The 16,341-nt window shown below is 35.8% G+C and carries 14 protein-coding genes; 9 read left to right on the forward strand and 5 right to left on the reverse strand.

Translation table 11 applies throughout. The annotated features are described in order from the left end of the window. Positions 1–173 precede the first annotated feature (173 nt). From BM143_RS13420 to BM143_RS13430, 3 genes are all read left to right on the forward strand, one after another. Positions 174–968 carry a LuxR C-terminal-related transcriptional regulator gene (locus BM143_RS13420; RefSeq protein ID WP_090024944.1) on the forward strand — a complete coding sequence of 265 codons (795 nt, stop codon included), beginning with the start codon at positions 174–176 and terminating at the stop codon, positions 966–968. A 287-nt stretch (positions 969–1,255) separates the two neighbouring features. Then, complete coding sequence (chrA, locus tag BM143_RS13425) at positions 1,256–2,596, forward strand: chromate efflux transporter (RefSeq protein ID WP_090024945.1); 1,341 nt, start codon at positions 1,256–1,258, stop codon at positions 2,594–2,596. 340 nt (positions 2,597–2,936) lie between these two features. Then, positions 2,937–3,296: a prevent-host-death protein gene (locus BM143_RS13430; protein ID WP_090024946.1), complete on the forward strand. Its 360-nt coding sequence runs from the start codon at positions 2,937–2,939 to the stop codon at positions 3,294–3,296. Between the two features lie 176 nt (positions 3,297–3,472). Here BM143_RS13430 and BM143_RS13435 read toward each other — a convergent pair whose 3' ends face one another. Then, on the reverse strand, positions 3,473–4,081 hold the full coding sequence (locus BM143_RS13435) for a DUF4142 domain-containing protein (RefSeq protein WP_090024947.1): 609 nt from the start codon (positions 4,079–4,081) through the stop codon (positions 3,473–3,475). 310 nt (positions 4,082–4,391) lie between these two features. On the opposite strand from BM143_RS13435, the gene BM143_RS13440 reads away from it, so the two are divergent. Together BM143_RS13440 and BM143_RS13445 are read left to right on the forward strand one after the other, a co-directional pair. Continuing rightward, on the forward strand, positions 4,392–4,679 hold the full coding sequence (locus BM143_RS13440) for a hypothetical protein (RefSeq protein WP_090024948.1): 288 nt from the start codon (positions 4,392–4,394) through the stop codon (positions 4,677–4,679). Between the two features lie 103 nt (positions 4,680–4,782). Further along, positions 4,783–5,103, forward strand: a complete 321-nt coding sequence (locus BM143_RS13445) for a hypothetical protein (RefSeq protein WP_090024949.1) — start codon at positions 4,783–4,785, stop codon at positions 5,101–5,103. Between the two features lie 103 nt (positions 5,104–5,206). On the opposite strand, the gene BM143_RS13450 is transcribed toward BM143_RS13445, so the two are convergent. Continuing rightward, positions 5,207–5,803: a Crp/Fnr family transcriptional regulator gene (locus BM143_RS13450; RefSeq protein ID WP_090024950.1), complete on the reverse strand. Its 597-nt coding sequence runs from the start codon at positions 5,801–5,803 to the stop codon at positions 5,207–5,209. A gap of 531 nt (positions 5,804–6,334) precedes the next feature. Between BM143_RS13450 and BM143_RS13455 the strand changes: the two genes are divergently transcribed. Together BM143_RS13455 and BM143_RS13460 are read left to right on the forward strand one after the other, a co-directional pair. Continuing rightward, complete coding sequence (locus BM143_RS13455; RefSeq protein WP_090024951.1) at positions 6,335–7,771, forward strand: DUF3945 domain-containing protein; 1,437 nt, start codon at positions 6,335–6,337, stop codon at positions 7,769–7,771. Positions 7,772–7,820: 49 nt separating this feature from the next. Next, on the forward strand, positions 7,821–9,908 hold the full coding sequence (locus BM143_RS13460; RefSeq protein WP_090024952.1) for a type IA DNA topoisomerase: 2,088 nt from the start codon (positions 7,821–7,823) through the stop codon (positions 9,906–9,908). 67 nt (positions 9,909–9,975) lie between these two features. Here the strand turns inward: BM143_RS13460 and mobC are convergent, their stop codons facing one another. Continuing rightward, positions 9,976–11,976 (reverse strand): conjugal transfer protein MobC, encoded by a 2,001-nt coding sequence (gene mobC, locus BM143_RS13465; RefSeq protein ID WP_090024953.1) that lies wholly within the window; start codon positions 11,974–11,976, stop codon positions 9,976–9,978. Between the two features lie 151 nt (positions 11,977–12,127). On the opposite strand from mobC, the gene BM143_RS13470 reads away from it, so the two are divergent. Beyond that, positions 12,128–13,153 carry a PDDEXK nuclease domain-containing protein gene (locus BM143_RS13470; protein ID WP_228430806.1) on the forward strand — a complete coding sequence of 342 codons (1,026 nt, stop codon included), beginning with the start codon at positions 12,128–12,130 and terminating at the stop codon, positions 13,151–13,153. Between the two features lie 27 nt (positions 13,154–13,180). Here the strand turns inward: BM143_RS13470 and mobB are convergent, their stop codons facing one another. Next, positions 13,181–14,458, reverse strand: coding sequence for a conjugal transfer protein MobB (gene mobB / locus BM143_RS13475; RefSeq protein WP_090024955.1), 1,278 nt, complete (start codon positions 14,456–14,458; stop codon positions 13,181–13,183). 7 nt (positions 14,459–14,465) lie between these two features. Continuing rightward, on the reverse strand, positions 14,466–14,897 hold the full coding sequence (gene mobA, locus BM143_RS13480; RefSeq protein ID WP_090024956.1) for a conjugal transfer protein MobA: 432 nt from the start codon (positions 14,895–14,897) through the stop codon (positions 14,466–14,468). Between the two features lie 664 nt (positions 14,898–15,561). Between mobA and BM143_RS13485 the strand changes: the two genes are divergently transcribed. Then, on the forward strand, positions 15,562–16,329 hold the full coding sequence (locus BM143_RS13485) for a ParA family protein (protein WP_090024957.1): 768 nt from the start codon (positions 15,562–15,564) through the stop codon (positions 16,327–16,329). The last annotated feature ends 12 nt before the right edge of the window (positions 16,330–16,341 follow it).

Below are 16,341 nucleotides of genomic sequence, written 5' to 3' on the forward strand. Positions count from 1 at the left end.
CTTTTATACACTGCTCATCCAAGCTAAAAAACTTCATTACAAAACTTCTTTTATTATTAACAAAAAAAGGCATCAGGAAATTGTATGCAGTAAAAGCTATTGCTTTGACTTTATGGCTGCTGGTATAATTTTCGCAATAAAAAAGTAGACTTATATTAATTAGTGGGAATGTTATGAAAAAAAAGATCAATCCAATGGATGAAAAGCAGTTTAATGACTATTTCAATAAAAAAGATGGTCAATTGGCTGCGAACTATTTCGACTTTTTTGAGGACTCAATTGAAAATGCTAAAAAGTTTTCTCTGGGACCCTTCTTTTGGTTTATTGTCAATTCGACAAATATGGAAATAGAACGAATCAGTGAAAATATTGAACAATTTACTCCTTTTAGCAAAGAAGATTGGATGGGATCAAGTACTGAATTTTTCATTAATTTATTTCATCCGCAAGATAGACAATACGTCATGGCAGCATTCGTATTTTCTGCCAATGTACGTTTGCAATTTTTAAGAGAGGGAAAAACCGATGTTGGATTCAATCATTACGGCAGAATGATTACGCGGGATGGAGATTATCGATGGATATTACTTCAGTCACCCTTTCAAATTATTAGTAACTACGAAATAAAAGCATCTATAGTCATTATTTACGATCTATCCCATTTCAGGATTCAAAATCTGCCACTTCTTTCCATAATGGATTTTAGTGATAATGAAGTCCAGTATTTTAAGCATGTTGATCAGCAGTTACTTCAAATAGACACAGAAAAGCCTAATATAACTAATCGTGAGAAAGATATCTTAAGCCTTATGGCACAAGGCTTCAACAGTCCGGAAATCGCAGAAAAACTTTTTATCTCTTATAGTACGGTAGAAAATCATAAAAGTAATCTTAGGAAAAAAACAAACACTAAAACTTCTGCAGAACTGATTGCTTACACAATGAATCACAGTTTACTCATACTTTAAATAAAGAGAGGATAATGAAGGGCTCCTCTTAAAAGAGTTCGTCTTATAAAACGAAACCTAAATTGAGCCTGTTTCAAACATTTCTTACGAATTGAAAGATTCGGATTTTTAGTAAGATTAAAATATTATTACATGACCTACAAACCCTATCCAAAACCTTTTATAAGTCCTCTGAAATCCTTATATTTGAGTTCCTATTTTCTGATATTTAATTAGGATTTACTTTATACGTTATTTGTGGGATCATCGATTTTCCAATCATTATCATGCTCCTAAATATAGAATAAATGCAGCAAACTATAAACGAAAAAAAAGTTCCAAAACCGTCATTTTCAGAAGCTGTAAAGTTTTGGTTCATCTTGGGGTGGATCAGCTTTGGAGGAACAACCGGTCATATTACCATCATGCATTCTTTTTTAGTTGATAAAAAGAAATGGATCAGTACCAGCAAATTTTATCATGCCCTTAATGCCTGTATGATCTTACCCGGTCCGGAAGCACATCAGCTGTCCATTTACATCGGCTGGAAGCTCCATGGTATAAAAGGTGGTATAATAGCTGGTTTATTCTTTATACTTCCTTCAATGTGTATTTTACTGGGGCTGAGTTTAGTTTATGCGCTCTATGGAAATACACCTTTGTTAACATCTATATTTAATGGGTTAAAACCCGCTGTTCTGGCTATCATTTTATTTGCAACATGGAAAGTGAGCCAGAAATCCCTTCTTACTCCTCTGCATTTTTTTGCTGCAGCAATGGCTTTTTCATTGTCGTATTTTGGTCATATTTCAATGCCCTATATCTTAATTGGTATTATCATCTTAGGAATTGCTGTCAACCTGATTTTCCCCAAGCTTCTAATCTCAAGAGCCAGAAATAATGCAAAAGAGAATCTCATTCATGAAGATTTATATTTTGTAAATTCCAATCAAAGCAGTTCTACAACATCGTTAAAGAAAATCGCCTTGCAGCTCCTAGTGTTTGTAACCTTGTGGTTAGTCCCGTTTTTATATGTATCTAATTTCATGATTGACCCTGCATTTTGGCAGGATTCATCCTTACTATTTACCAAAGCTGCTTTTTTAACCATTGGTGGCTCATACACCGTTATTCCTTATGCTGCCAACTTATTAACCAATAAATTGATGTGGTTGAGTAAGGCGCAGATGATCGATGGTTTTGCTTTGGCTGAAACTACACCGGGCCCCTTAGTTATTGTACTGTCCTACATTGGCTTTATGGCTGGCTACAACCACTTTGGAGGTTCTTTGGTCATGGGCTCTATCGGATTGCTTATAGCTTCCTATTTTACTTTTCTGCCTAATTTTATTCTGATTTTCATGGGAGCTCCATTGATTGAAAAAACGCAGAAAAATAGAATGATACAAAGCGTGTTATCATTAATAACGGCAGCAGTGGTCGGTGTTATTGTCAACTTAGCATTTTATCTGGGTGAGGAAATCTTATTCAACAGCCAGCCTATCACCCTATCTGATATAAACTGGATTTCACTGCTATGGGTCATTATTTCAGTTATCCTTCTTTACAGATATAAATTAAATATGATCTATCTTATTCTGATCAGTTTGCTGTTTGGTTTATTGAAATACTTTTTGCATTTCATATAAATAAACCCTTAAAATTAATCACCAAATCATGGCAGATTAAGCAGCACTATTGAAGAAAAAAACAATTTTTATTTCTGCTGTGAACACACAAGATATGGCAGACCTACTACTCTATTATTTTTTATAAAAGGATAACTGATAATCTGGAATACTTGGTATAGGCCTGACTAGCTTTTTTCGAACTTTAGTACAGGTTATAACTCCGGCATCATTTACAGAACATCGATAGCTACTAAAATTCAATACCTACATATAATTCGGACACTAGAAGGAAATAATGAACATCGCCTTATTTTGATTTTTTTTAGATTGTTAATACATTTGTATAAAAAATAAAGTCATGAATTATACACTTGAGCTTAAGACTCAGGAATCTTACTCTAATATTATTTTCAACACGATCGTTTTTGATTCATTTAAGGTGAATATAGTTGAAAGATATACAGGCCGGATGAATTTCAATCCAAAATTATCTTATGCTTTATTTAAAGTCCGAACTCCAGATAATACTATCATTCAAACAAAAGATAACAATGGAAGGCTTAAAATTAAAGGAAATAACCTTGATACTTACACCAAATTGACCGATGTTTTGAAATCTTATGATTACAAAAACAGATTAATTAATAGACAGGAAGCACAAAAAGATTATGTTAATTTCATTTTAAGTTTAGTCATTGGGAATTATGAACTTAATTAATAGTTTCTTGTAGATATTACCCTAAGTAAACATCTGTTTATATAATAAAAACTCTCCTAAAACTAGGAGAGTAGATAATACGAATGCAAATAGTGATGTATAAATCCAGTTCAAAATTATTGGATATACCAATTTCAGTTTATGATTGAGATCATAAAGGCTGTACTTTAAGATTATTATTTAACACTAGTCTTCGCTTTTTCAGATTCCATTAAGTGGTGTTCTAAAGTGGGAAGTGTTTTGTTGGCAAAAGACTTTAAGGATGTTTCCTTACCCTCGGAGCCTTCTTTTTTAAATTCTTCAATGTCTTTTTTGTGATCGCTAACCATCAGATCAGTATACATACGGTCAAACTCCACTCCCTTTTTTGCTTTTAGCTCATCATACTTTTTTTGCTTTTCAGCATCCAAACGATCTGGCAGTGTATAGCCAGCTGCTGAGGCCCATTTTTTTAGTTCTTCATTGGCTTTACTGTGATCCTTGACCATCATCTCTCCCAGAGTTTTTACTGTAGCGCCGGCAGCATTAGCAGCTGCTAACTGCCCCATCATAACTTCCATCAGTCCTCCTTTCGCGGCAGCATCAGCAAATTTTTTATCCTGATCACTGAGAGCATTCCCAGGCGGGGAATTTGTGATTTTTGTAGAATCGTTAATGGTAGTAGGAGAATCTACAGGAGCAGATACTGTTGTACTGTCTGTAGGCTGAACTACCCTTGTTGTTTCTGTTTTTTTGCAGGCCATTAATACAACGACAGCAAAAATTGTTAAAGCAGAATTTTTCATATTAATACATTTTAAATGGTGATTAGTGAATCAGTTTCAATATTAAAACAATAAATGAACTTTAAAAGAACTTTGGCTTAATTACAAACTAAACATACCTTATTCCAATGAGCTTAATGGCTATAAACAAACTGTACTAGTACATCAGTAATTCAGATTGTATCTTCTAATAAGTATGACAAAAATAAATTTTAAGTCATTAAGAAATTATGATCTCCCTCATATAGGTCGGATCGTTAAATGTTTAATTTTGAATCATCAAAGGATTCCATCAATACATTAATACACTAATTCATTAATAAAATATAGTATGAAAAACTTACTCTTACCTATCTTTGCAATAAGCCTTTTAGTTGCAGCTTGTAAAAAAAAGGATACAAACACTGGTACTGCATATGCTGATTCTACCCAAACACAAAGAAGCTATTCTGATACAGCAACTTCAAAACCACGGGTTTTAAAAGACAGTTTAGGAAGCAGTGACAGCATCAATACAAAAACTCATATAGGCGGTAGAAAAACCAGCAATAACAATACAGGTAACGGCACAGGTAATATTAATGCCGCAGTTTCAGACAGTGCAATGCCAGCGAGATAAAGTCAACCTCTCTCATAGAGTTCCTTAATACAGATCTATTACCTGATCATTTTTTCCAGCTGGGTAAATTGTTGTTCTTTGTTTATCAATAAAAATTAAAATTATGAATAATAAATTTAAAATAGCATTCGGCTTATTAGCAGGCGGGTCTTTATTTTTTCTGGCATTAAAAAAGAAAACGAAGAAAGGTAAAATATTTTCAGCTCCTGACGGCAATATGTATGCAGAAAATCAAACCTATATCACCTATGATAACAGAATGTATAAAAACGGCCACGAGATCCGTCTTAAAACACCTGAATCAGAAGTAAATCATGTTATTACACCAAAAAGTTATGAAGTATATAATGAAAGCTTCTCCAAAAATTACCAATTAGCCGGAAGGAATGTAAAGTATCATCAAAAAGGAATAAGACATCAATAGCGATTTAATCTCTAGCAAAAATTTATATTTAAGGAATATCCTGTTTTCATTTGAAAACAGGATATTCTTATTATTTTTAAAAGGGCTATCTACTTTACGATCCTTAATAATAAATCTTTTTGTTCTGTTTTTTTATTATCTTTTGTTTTTCCATTTTATTAAATGCTCTAATAACCGTTTCTACCCGAAGACCTGTTAAAGTAGCCAATTGATGTCTTGTATAAGGAACCTCAAAGCTGTATGGAATAGTAAAACCAAAATACGTCTTTAAATGATTAAGAAGTATTTCAAGTTTTGTGATTGGATCTCCAATAGAAAGTAAGGTAGAGATTAAGTATCTAAAGTGAAGCCGATCCGCAGTATAGCGATTGATTTCAAAATGAATTGCCGTATTTTTAGACAGTAATTCCGAAAATAGATTTTTTTCCAATTTGATAATTTCGCATGGGGATGTAGCGACCGCATTAACAGCATAGCAATGATCTGTAAATAAATAACTTTCTCCTATACAATGTCCTTCAAAAGGAAATCCATGAACGAATTCTTTCCCATCTTCAAGGAAATTATTAAGTTTAACTGATCCTGATTTTATTTGGAAATAAAATTTAGGTTTTGCTCCTTCTTGAAATATAAATTCATCAGTTTGATATAATTCTGTTTTCGCTCCATGAGCGAACAAAATAGCTTCAGAAATGACCATTAAATTTGATTATTAGCACCATAAAATTAATCATTATCAATGGACATGCCAATACCACACATATGATCTATCTCATTTCAAAAACAGATCATACAGCCTTTGAATCATTAAATTAATCAATCTTGAGTTTGAAAAAATCACTAACTGCGCCGTTAGGAACCTCAGCTGTTCCTGCAATGATTTACCTTTCCGGTTATGGCTATATTTTTGACATCATTGGTATCAATTTAAAAATAAACCTTTTATTCCGGATTTTTGCTAGCCTCTATATTTTGTGTTATATTTTCTAAACTATTATCATAGAAATTTTTATATGCTTTCCGGACTTAATCCAAACGTTTTCGGTGTTATATACATATTTCGGCCCTTTTTTCAGTCTCATCCTATGATCCAATTATTATATTCTGTTAAATCTTCCACATTTTCGAAGCCCCTAATGACAAATCATGACAAATAGCACCAACAAAAGCCATAGTCACGATTTTCTAATCCCATACACTAATTTCATCATCCAATTTAAATTCTATGACTATGGATGAGAGTAAAAAAACATTACAAGAATTAGAACAGCTTTCTGATATCTTACTGGTACTTGACAAAGCCAAGATGAAAATTCAGGCAGTTATCGGTATCGGAGAAAACGGAGAATTAAAGACCATTAATCCAACCAAAAAAAATCAAAACCAGTTTATGCGGGTAGATAAGTCCGGTGATCTATTTTCCAATTTCTTTTCCAATTTTTTCAGCCAATTGAAAGACCCTACCCGATTTTCATTTTTCAAAGTTCCTTCCCTTGTGGCTATACAAAAGGCTAAAGAAATACAACAGCATATTAGCCATCCTACAGAAGAGGGAAAGGTCCTGATAGACACCTTTGAAGTAAAACCAGAAAATACTATTAAATCAGAAAATAAAATCGATATGGAAACAACACAGCTAACCACAGAACCCAGTGACTACCGTTACCAACCTCAACAATTAGATTGGGAGACGCTATCAAATCTTGGACTCAGCAAGGAAAGACTTGAGAAACTGAATGTATTGGAACCTTTATTAAAGGGATATAAGACCAATGAACTTATTCCTATCAGCCTTAATCTGGGTACTGCCATTACAAAACTGGATGCCCGTTTATCATTACAACCTAACGATCAGGGACAAATCGTAGTTGCTATTCACGGAATAAGAAAAGAGCCTCAACTCAATTATTCTTTTTTCGGACATGAGTTTACCAAGGAAGATAAAGAGAATCTTTTAGCTACAGGAAATATGGGCAGAATAGTCGATCTCACCCATCCTAAATCCGGAGAAACAATACCTTCCATTATTAGTATAGACAGACTCACCAATGAACTGATTGCTTTAAAAACTGATTATATCAAAATTCCAAATGAGATTAAAGGCGTGAAACTGGACGATCATCAAACACAAACTTTACTAGAGGGCAAATCTCTGTATATCGAAGGGATGATCTCTAAAAAGGGAGAGCCATTCAATGCTTCTGTGCAGTTTAATGCAGATAAGAAATATGTAGAATTCCTGTTTGAGAGAGGAGGAAATAACCATCAACAAATACAAAGTACTGAGCAAGGCCAGTCATCAGAAATTCCAGGAACTTTTAGAGGAAAAGAACTGGATGAGGAGCAGTACGCTCAATTTAAAGCGGGACAAACAGTTTACATTGATGATCTTACCGATAAGAAAGGGCAAAAATACCAGGGGTATATCACATTTAATGAGGATACTGGTAAAATAGACTTCTCTTTCCAAAATCCAAACAAACTTAAAGAACAGATAAAGCCTGCAGAAGCTCATAAAACGCAGATCGCTGTTAACTCAGAAGGTAAAACGAATGAAGCCACTAAAAACATCAATAAACCACTCCAATCGCGGCAGCATTCACCTAAAGATAAAAAACAGCAGGAACAGCAGAAAGCACCTTCTAAATCAGGAGGACGAAAAATATAGGATACCTCCCATTATGTGATAAAATATTAACCATCCACAAAAGTTACCCATGAAATTAATATTAGCAGAAAAACCAAGTGTAGCAAGAGAAATTGCTCATGTTTTGGGCGTAACTGAGAAAAAAGAAGGCTACCTGTCAGGTAATGGTTATTGTGTTACCTGGGCATTCGGACATCTGGTTGTCTTAGGCATGCCAGAAGACTATGGGATTTCAGGATTTGCAAAAGAAGCTCTTCCCATACTTCCTCAACCATTCCTACTGACAGTTAGAAAGATCAAAAAAGAAAAAGGATTTGCTCCCGATAAAGGGGCATTGAAACAGCTTAAAGTGATTGAACAGCTTTTCAACCGCTGTGAAAGCATTATTGTCGCTACGGACGCAGGAAGAGAAGGAGAACTTATTTTCAGGTACATTTACCAATACCTGCAATGTACAAAACCTTTTGAGCGGTTATGGATAAGCTCTCTTACCGAAAAAGCCATTCAGCTGGGATTTGAGAACTTAAGACCCGGCAATGATTTTGATGGGTTGTATCAGGCAGCTCAAAGCAGAAGCCGTGCTGACTGGCTGTTGGGAATCAATTCTACACAAGCACTAAGTATAGCTGCGTGTAATGGTGTCTATTCACTGGGAAGGGTACAGACCCCGACACTGGCTTTGATATGCAGGCGCTATCTGGAAAACAAACAATTTTCCGTACAGAAATACTGGCAGATAGAATTATTATACACCAGAAATTTTATTGAGTTTAAAAGTCTTTCCCAGACTCACCTTAGTGATAAAAAACAGGCAGAGGATCTGCTGAAATCCATCGAAAAGAACGGGAATACAGCAACAGTTACTTCTGTAAATACCAAAAACATAACCGAGCAGCCTCCTTTATTATTTGACCTGACCGGTTTACAGAAGGAAGCCAATAATAAACTTAACCTGTCCGCTGAAGAAACGCTGAATATCGCACAGAGTCTGTACGAACAGAAATTTATCACATATCCCCGTACAGGAAGTAAGTATATTCCTGAAGATGTATGGACAGAAATTCCCCAACTCATAAGAGCTTTGCAGGAAAAGGAAAATTGTAAGTTAGCAGTAAGTCAAATCAAATGGGGTCATTTCAACAAGCGTATCGTCAATGATCTAAGAGTAACGGATCACCATGGACTGCTTACCACAGAAAAAATTCCCTCGGCATTACCTCCTAAAGAAAATGCAGTGTATGATTTAATTGCTTTTCGACTGTTGGAAACTTTGTCACCATCATGCATAAAAGAGATTACCGATATTTCTTTACAGTCTCTCCATTATGATTTTATCATAAAAGGCTGTAAGATTCTGGAAGAAGGATGGCGCTCCATCCATGGCAGTTTTTCTGATAGCACGGAGCCTATACAGGAACTTCCTGAACTCAGAGAGGGCAATGAACTTAAAATTAAATCTGCCGGCATTCTGGAAAAGAAAACCAAAGCGCCTGTACTTTATACTGAAGCAGGTCTTCTTTCAGCCATGGAAAATGCAGGAATGCAGATCGAAAATGTGGAGGAAAAGAAAGCGTTAAAAAATATTGGAATCGGTACTCCAGCTACCAGAGCTTGCATTATTGAAACCTTATTTACCCGAAATTATATTCAAAGAAGCAATAAATCATTAATCCCCACTGAAAAAGGATTACAGGTTTATGAGCTCACTAAAGACAGGAAAATTGCTGATGTAGCCATGACTGCGGAGTGGGAACTGGCGATGCAGAAAATCGAAAGCAATGGGCTCAATTCCGTGGATTTTCAACATGAAATTGAGACCTATACAAAATCTGTTACGGATGAATTGCTTCAAACCACCATCGCACAGCCTAATCTTCCAAAACTCATTTGCCCCCAATGCAAGACCCACCAGCTAATAATACGGGATACCATTATCAAATGTCCTGACAAGGCCTGTAACTGGATGCAATTCCGTAGTGTTTGCGGAGTGCAAATCAGCATAGCCAACATCGAAAATCTCATTGACAAAGGCAAAACATCCTTAATAAAAGGGATGAAAAGCAAAAGCGGAAATAAGTTTAATGCTTACATAGTACTCAACGAGGATTATACAACCTCTTTTGAATTTGAAAATAATAAACAACCGCAACGAAAATAACTACCGTACTTTAGGTATTGAAAAGAAATGAGGCTGATGGTTAATCGCCTCATTTTTTATTTTCCCATTATTCCGGCTGTACTAAATGCTGCAAATCCGGGTCATTTTTAATGCGTTCCAATTCTTTTTCAATAATCTGAACAACATCCTGTTTTATCTCTCTATAATTGGCATCAATTACCTGTTTCATAGTATCCTCACCATGGTCATTTACAAATGACAAAATCTCCGGTATCTTCTGGTAATCTTTAGTTTCAGAAGCTACTTTTTCATTATCTACTACAATTTCAGCATGAAAAATTTTCTGTTCAATCCTCTCATCAAAATTATCCGATACGGCCCCTACAAAAATTCCCTGTGTCAGGGTAGAAATTTTAGAAGCGGGTATTAAGCTGTCTAACTGAGTAGAGATGGATGTTGATGTATCGTTTCTGTTAATGGTCATACTTTGACGTTTCTGTAAGATCTTACCAAAACGCTCAGACAGGCTTTTAGCCGTCTCTCCCACTACCTGGCCACTGAAAATATTCCCTACCGTATTTTGTATGACTTTACTTTCCTTATCCCCATAATCCCTTGTTAATTGTGAAAAATCCTGAAATCCCAGACAAACGGCTACCTTATTACTTCTTGCAGTGGCTATGAGATTATCCAATCCTCTGAAATAAATCGTAGGAAGCTCGTCGATAATGACTGAGCTCTTGAGTTGTCCTTTTTTATTAATCAGCTTAACAATACGGGAATTATACAACCCGAGCGCAGCAGAGTAAATATTCTGGCGGTCCGGATTATTTCCTACGCATAGTATTTTGGGTTCTTTAGGATTATTGATATCCAAAGAAAAATCATCACCCGTCATCACCCAATACAAACTTGGAGAGATCATTCTCGACAAAGGGATCTTAGCCGATGCGATCTGACCCTGCAATTGGTCCTGCGCTCCACCCTGCCATGCATCCATGAAAGGCGAAAGATAATTTTCCAAATCCGGATAAGAAGTCAGAATGGTAAATACATCCGAATACTTTTTATTGAGAAGCTCAATAGCATGGGGAAATGTACAGTATTTCCCATTATCATATATTTTCAAAAACCAAATGATCGCTGCCAGCAGGATAATGGGTGATTCTACAAAGAAATCTCCCTGCTTTTGTATCCAGCTTCGGTTCAGATTCAGCATAATGGTATATGCTGCTTCATATGCATCCGAAATATCCGTCATAAAACTGGGATTTAAGGGATTGCAACGATGGCTTTTTCTCGGATCATCAAAATTGATGACATAGAATTTAGGCTGTACTTTATATTTATGTTGATTCTTCAGCAAGTGATTATAAGCAATCATGGAGAGATCATCAAACTTAAAATCGTAGATGTACATTGAAAAACCCTTTTCAATCTGCTGCTTGATATAATTATTGACGATGGCATAGGATTTCCCCGATCCGGGTGTTCCCAGTACAATGGTTGCCCTAAATGGATTGACAATATTGATCCAGCCATTGTTCCATTTTCCTTTATAATAAAACTTGGTGGGTAGATTGACAGAATATTCATTTTCCATCAGTGAGGTTTCCTGCATAAAACTTTCATTCTCATTGTTAAAAACATCTTCCATCAGATGATGAGTGAGTAGCCGATGCATCCATAGGCCCGCCATCATCAAAATAATATATCCAAACGCCAGCGTTAGAATATAAAAGAAATCTCCAATTAAAGGAGCTAACAATAGTAATGGTGTATTGAAGAAGTATAATACAAACCCGAAGAATAGAGCTACGTTAATTTTCAACCATGTGATCTTCTCATTTTTCACCCCTTTTGTTCCCAGACAGCTTAAAGCCAGCAGTACCAAAGCAAATACTTTGGTATAAATAGGATGAGAAAACAGGTTAGCTGTTTTCTGGAAATTATGTAAAATCCTGTCAATGACCGTCAGGGTCCATCCTCTTTCTAAAAAGAAACCATAACAATACCAATATATATGCATTAATACGATAAGAATACTTACCGCTCTCATCAATGCCATGATCTTCGCCAGACCTCTTAAATCGTCTTCTCCCTGCATTTCTATAATATTTAATGTTAGAAGCCGAATATAAACCTCACTAAAAATCATTTTTATAAAATGGCAGGCAGTGGCTGTATTTGGCACATCATCAACAGGACATTTTGCTGTTGATGATGCGCAGTGCTTGGCTAAGAATGTTTAAATTTGTTTGTTTAAGAAAAGTAAGATGATACCTATACAAGCAAAATACACTGAACTTCTGGATACTATCGGGTCAACCATTGAAACAGCCCGGCAAAATGCCGTCAAAGCGGTTAATATTGAGTTGGTAAAAGCGAATTGGGAAATTGGCAGGCATATCGTGGAATATGAGCAGCATGGCCAGGAACGCGCAGAGTATGGAAGTAGCTTATTATCAATACTTTCTAAAGATTTAAAACAAAGATACGGCAAAGGATTTGGCAGGCGGAATATCCTGGATATGCGACGTTTTTATCTTGCGTATCAAAAATGGCAGGCAGTGCCTGCCAAATTAAGCTGGACCCATATCATCACCTTACTTGGGGTTTCAGATGATACTGCCAGAAAGTTCTATGAAAAACAGACAGTACTTGAGAATTGGGGTTACCGTGAGCTCGAGCGACAAATTAGCTCTTCTCTATTTGAACGCCTGGCACTGAGTAAAGATAAAAAAGGAGTATTACAATTGGCAGAAAAAGGTCATATTATTACTGATTCATCTGAAGCCATAAAAGATCCTTATGTACTGGATTTTCTTAAAATCCCTCAAAGCCACAGAGTGACAGAAAAAGCTTTGGAACAGAAAATCATCGATAATCTTCAAATGTTCCTTCTTGAATTGGGAAAAGGTTTTGCTTTTGTAGCAAGGCAATATAAAATCTCGCTCCGTAACAGACATTTTTATATTGATCTTGTTTTTTACCACCGTATTCTAAAATGTTTTGTACTGATTGACTTAAAAATAAAACAGGTAGAGCATTATGATATCGGGCAAATGAATCTTTATCTGAATTACTTCAAATCAGAAGAAAACGTTGAAGATGACCATGAGCCTATCGGCATTATTCTCTCTGCAGAAAAAGATGAAGTATTGGTCGAATATGCTACCGGTGGAATTTCCAATAAAATCTTTGTTTCCAAATACCAGCTCTACCTGCCTGATAAAAAAGAACTGCAAAACAAGGTGCAAGCCATTCTGGAAAAAGAAGGTTAAAATGATCTGAGCTTGTATAGTGCTGATTTAGCGTTTACGCTTCTTTCTCTTTTTCATCCGATGAGCAAAATCCAGCTCCTGCTGATCTTCTCCACTGGTAAAAGAGAACAGTCCGCCAAACGAATCAATTAAACCTTCCTCAGATTGATCAGGAATTTGCAATTGTCTCATCTGCAATTTTTCTAAAGAAAAAAGCTCTACATCATTTGCCTCTGCAACTCTTCGTTTTTGATCAACAGGTATTTCTTTCTCCAGTCTTATATTCTTTGTCCATCGTTCATTAAAGGAGTTAGAAGAAAATTCTTTTCCCAGGCTTGATCTGTTCCATACTGTTTTGGAATGATGATCAATAAAGGTAATTCCGTACATAAGTCCTGTATCATTTCTTCGGATTACGGTATTGATTCCCTGCTTTGTTAACTTATTTTTAAAGTCTTTTTCCTTATGTGTAGATTGCATCGCACCAGCAATGGCTGCTTTGATATTCACCTTTGATTCACTATTCTTTAAAGCTTCCCTACACTGCATAAAGTATGATTCCAATGCTGAAAGTCCGCTACTTTTACCAAATAATGATGCTTTAAAAGAATGTCCTGCTCGTTCTCCATCTGTATTCAATGAAAAATATAATAACCCCCGCTGCAATTTTCCGTAAAGTTCGCCCTCAACTTTTTCAGCACTTATATTAAAAAGAGAAAGCAGCGAGTTGTACTCACCCAAAGTTCGGAACCTATAATATTGGGGAAGATATCTTATTACAGAAGCAATCTGGCTTTTAACATCCCCGGCCTGATAATCAACCGGATGAAAAATCATTTCCCATTGCTGATCCTTATTTCCAATTGCAGGAAGAAGTCCATATTTTTGTTCCAGTTCCCTGCATATATTCATGGACCTTTTTCTTTCAAATCGATCAGATATTTTTTTTCCTTCTTCGTCCACACATACCGAAACAATGTGGATATGAGTACGACTCGTATCCATATGCTTAAATATGACATAGGGCTGTTCTCCATAACCCATTTCCCGCATATAATCTTCTGCCATCTGCACAAAATCTTCATCCGTTACCTCATCTTTTGGATCAGGGTTAAGCGAAATATGCAACGTATGCTTTTCAGTATTTCTATTAGCCGTCAAATAGGGATCAAAAGATTCAGCCAATTGCGAAACAGTATACTTCCCATCAGGCGTTTCAATCATCCTTTTGGTTAGCAAAATTTTCCCATTTTCCTGTTCAACTTTCACATGATTATATGCCAATGCTCCATATAAATTACTTCCTCTTCCAATTTTTGCAATCATTTTCTTCTTATTTTTTCAAATGATTTCTATCAAATTCCTCAGTTATCTTAATAATCTTCTGACATAACACGGCCATTTCAGCTGTTTGCTTTTCCAATTTATACAGAAATACAGCGGCGTTCTTCTCCGAAAAATGAGTGTATAACAACTTAACCAACTGGTTATAATTCACTCCAATTGCACGAAACTGACTGTAAAAAGAGGTTAACCTCATGTAAAAATCTATAGATCCTTTATCAATTATAACGGTTCTTATCTCCCTGGCAAATAATAAAGAGATAATAAATTTGGCTTTGTTGACCATTCCTGATGATTCAAAAAGCGACATTAACTTGTCATTTTCCTCATCCGTCAATCTAAATACATGCCGGTGAATACTTGGATTGGTTTTTGGCTTCCTCCCTCCTTTCTTTCTGTAATTACTTTTTTTATCATCCATTAGACATCAATTTTTAATCACTCAATAAAACCCCGACTTCGGAGTGTGTTTTTTAAGCTCCCTGCGGGGCAAGTTGTTTTGAGTGCCTCAAAACACAACTTGCCGTGTTCTGGTGAACACTATAATCCCTCTCCTCAGATAAATTTGGATATAATAGGAAAAGCGATGAGCTTTTACATACTTATATCTTTTCCCCTCGATCATTCATATAACATTTGTATACCTCCAAAACAACAACTCACCTACAAAGTAAAGCCCTATGTCACAAACCATTGCTATTTAAAACAGGGTCAAATACTGCCACTCAATGTCAAGATCTACCAGAAATCATTCCTCATATCCATCAATTACTTTCTTTACCCTAAAGTTGTAATACAGAATGTAAAAAGGGTGTTCAGATGAGAAAATAAAAAGGAAAGGTATACGGCTCGTTTGTCATAAAAGCATACAGTTTTAAAAGCATAAAAGCGGTAAAGTATTTTACCTCGTACAAGACCCGCTTCTTTTAAAAGAATAGAATTAGCTGGGCAGGCAGAAAAGCATATCTATTTGAAAGCAAAACCCCAAAAATACGCACGGAAAAACATAAAGGAAGAACTATGTAAAAACATACACCTCTACTGCTCTACAACATAGAAACAAGACAACTATAAATTTTTAAATAATGGAAACAATAAAGAAAACTTTAAAAATCAGTTTCTCCACTCAAAAAGGCGGTGTAGGAAAATCTACCATGACCATCTTGCTTGCCAGTATTCTTCATTACCGTTTAGGATTCAATGTCCTTGTTATGGACTGTGATTTTCCTCAGCACAGTATAAGCAATATGCGGGAACGCGATAAGAAGACCATCATGGAAAATGATTATCATAAGAAAGCAGCCATGAAGCAGTTCCAGTCTATCAATAAGAAAGCTTACCCTATTATTAAATGCAAATCTGAAAATGCATTGGAACAAGCATTGGAATACATACAACAATCCACAGTTATCCCTGAGGTTGTCTTTTTTGATCTGCCCGGAACAGCCAATACAAAAGGTGTTTTAACCACATTAAAGGCGATGGACTTTATCTTTTCGCCTATCACTGCTGACCGCCTTGTGGTAGAAAGTACATTAGCATTTACCAAGGCTTTTCTCGGACTTCCGCAAAGCAGTGGAGACCGTCACAATCAGGCGCTATGGTTATTTTGGAATCAAGTAGATGGAAGAGAAAAAACAAGTCTGTATAATGGCTATGAACATGTCATTCATGAGCTTCAACTGCCTATTATGAAAACAAGAATCATGGACAGTAAGCGTTTCAGAAAAGAGTCCGATGATAGCAGTAATTATGTGTTCAGATCAAGTTTGCTGCCTGCTGACACTTATCTTATGAAAGCAACGCGAATGGACTTATTCGTCGAGGAATTTTTAAGTATTGTTCATCTTTAAAAATATCAGAAT

The sequence above is a fragment of the Chryseobacterium oleae genome, from assembly GCF_900115055.1.
GTDB lineage: Bacteria > Bacteroidota > Bacteroidia > Flavobacteriales > Weeksellaceae > Chryseobacterium > Chryseobacterium oleae.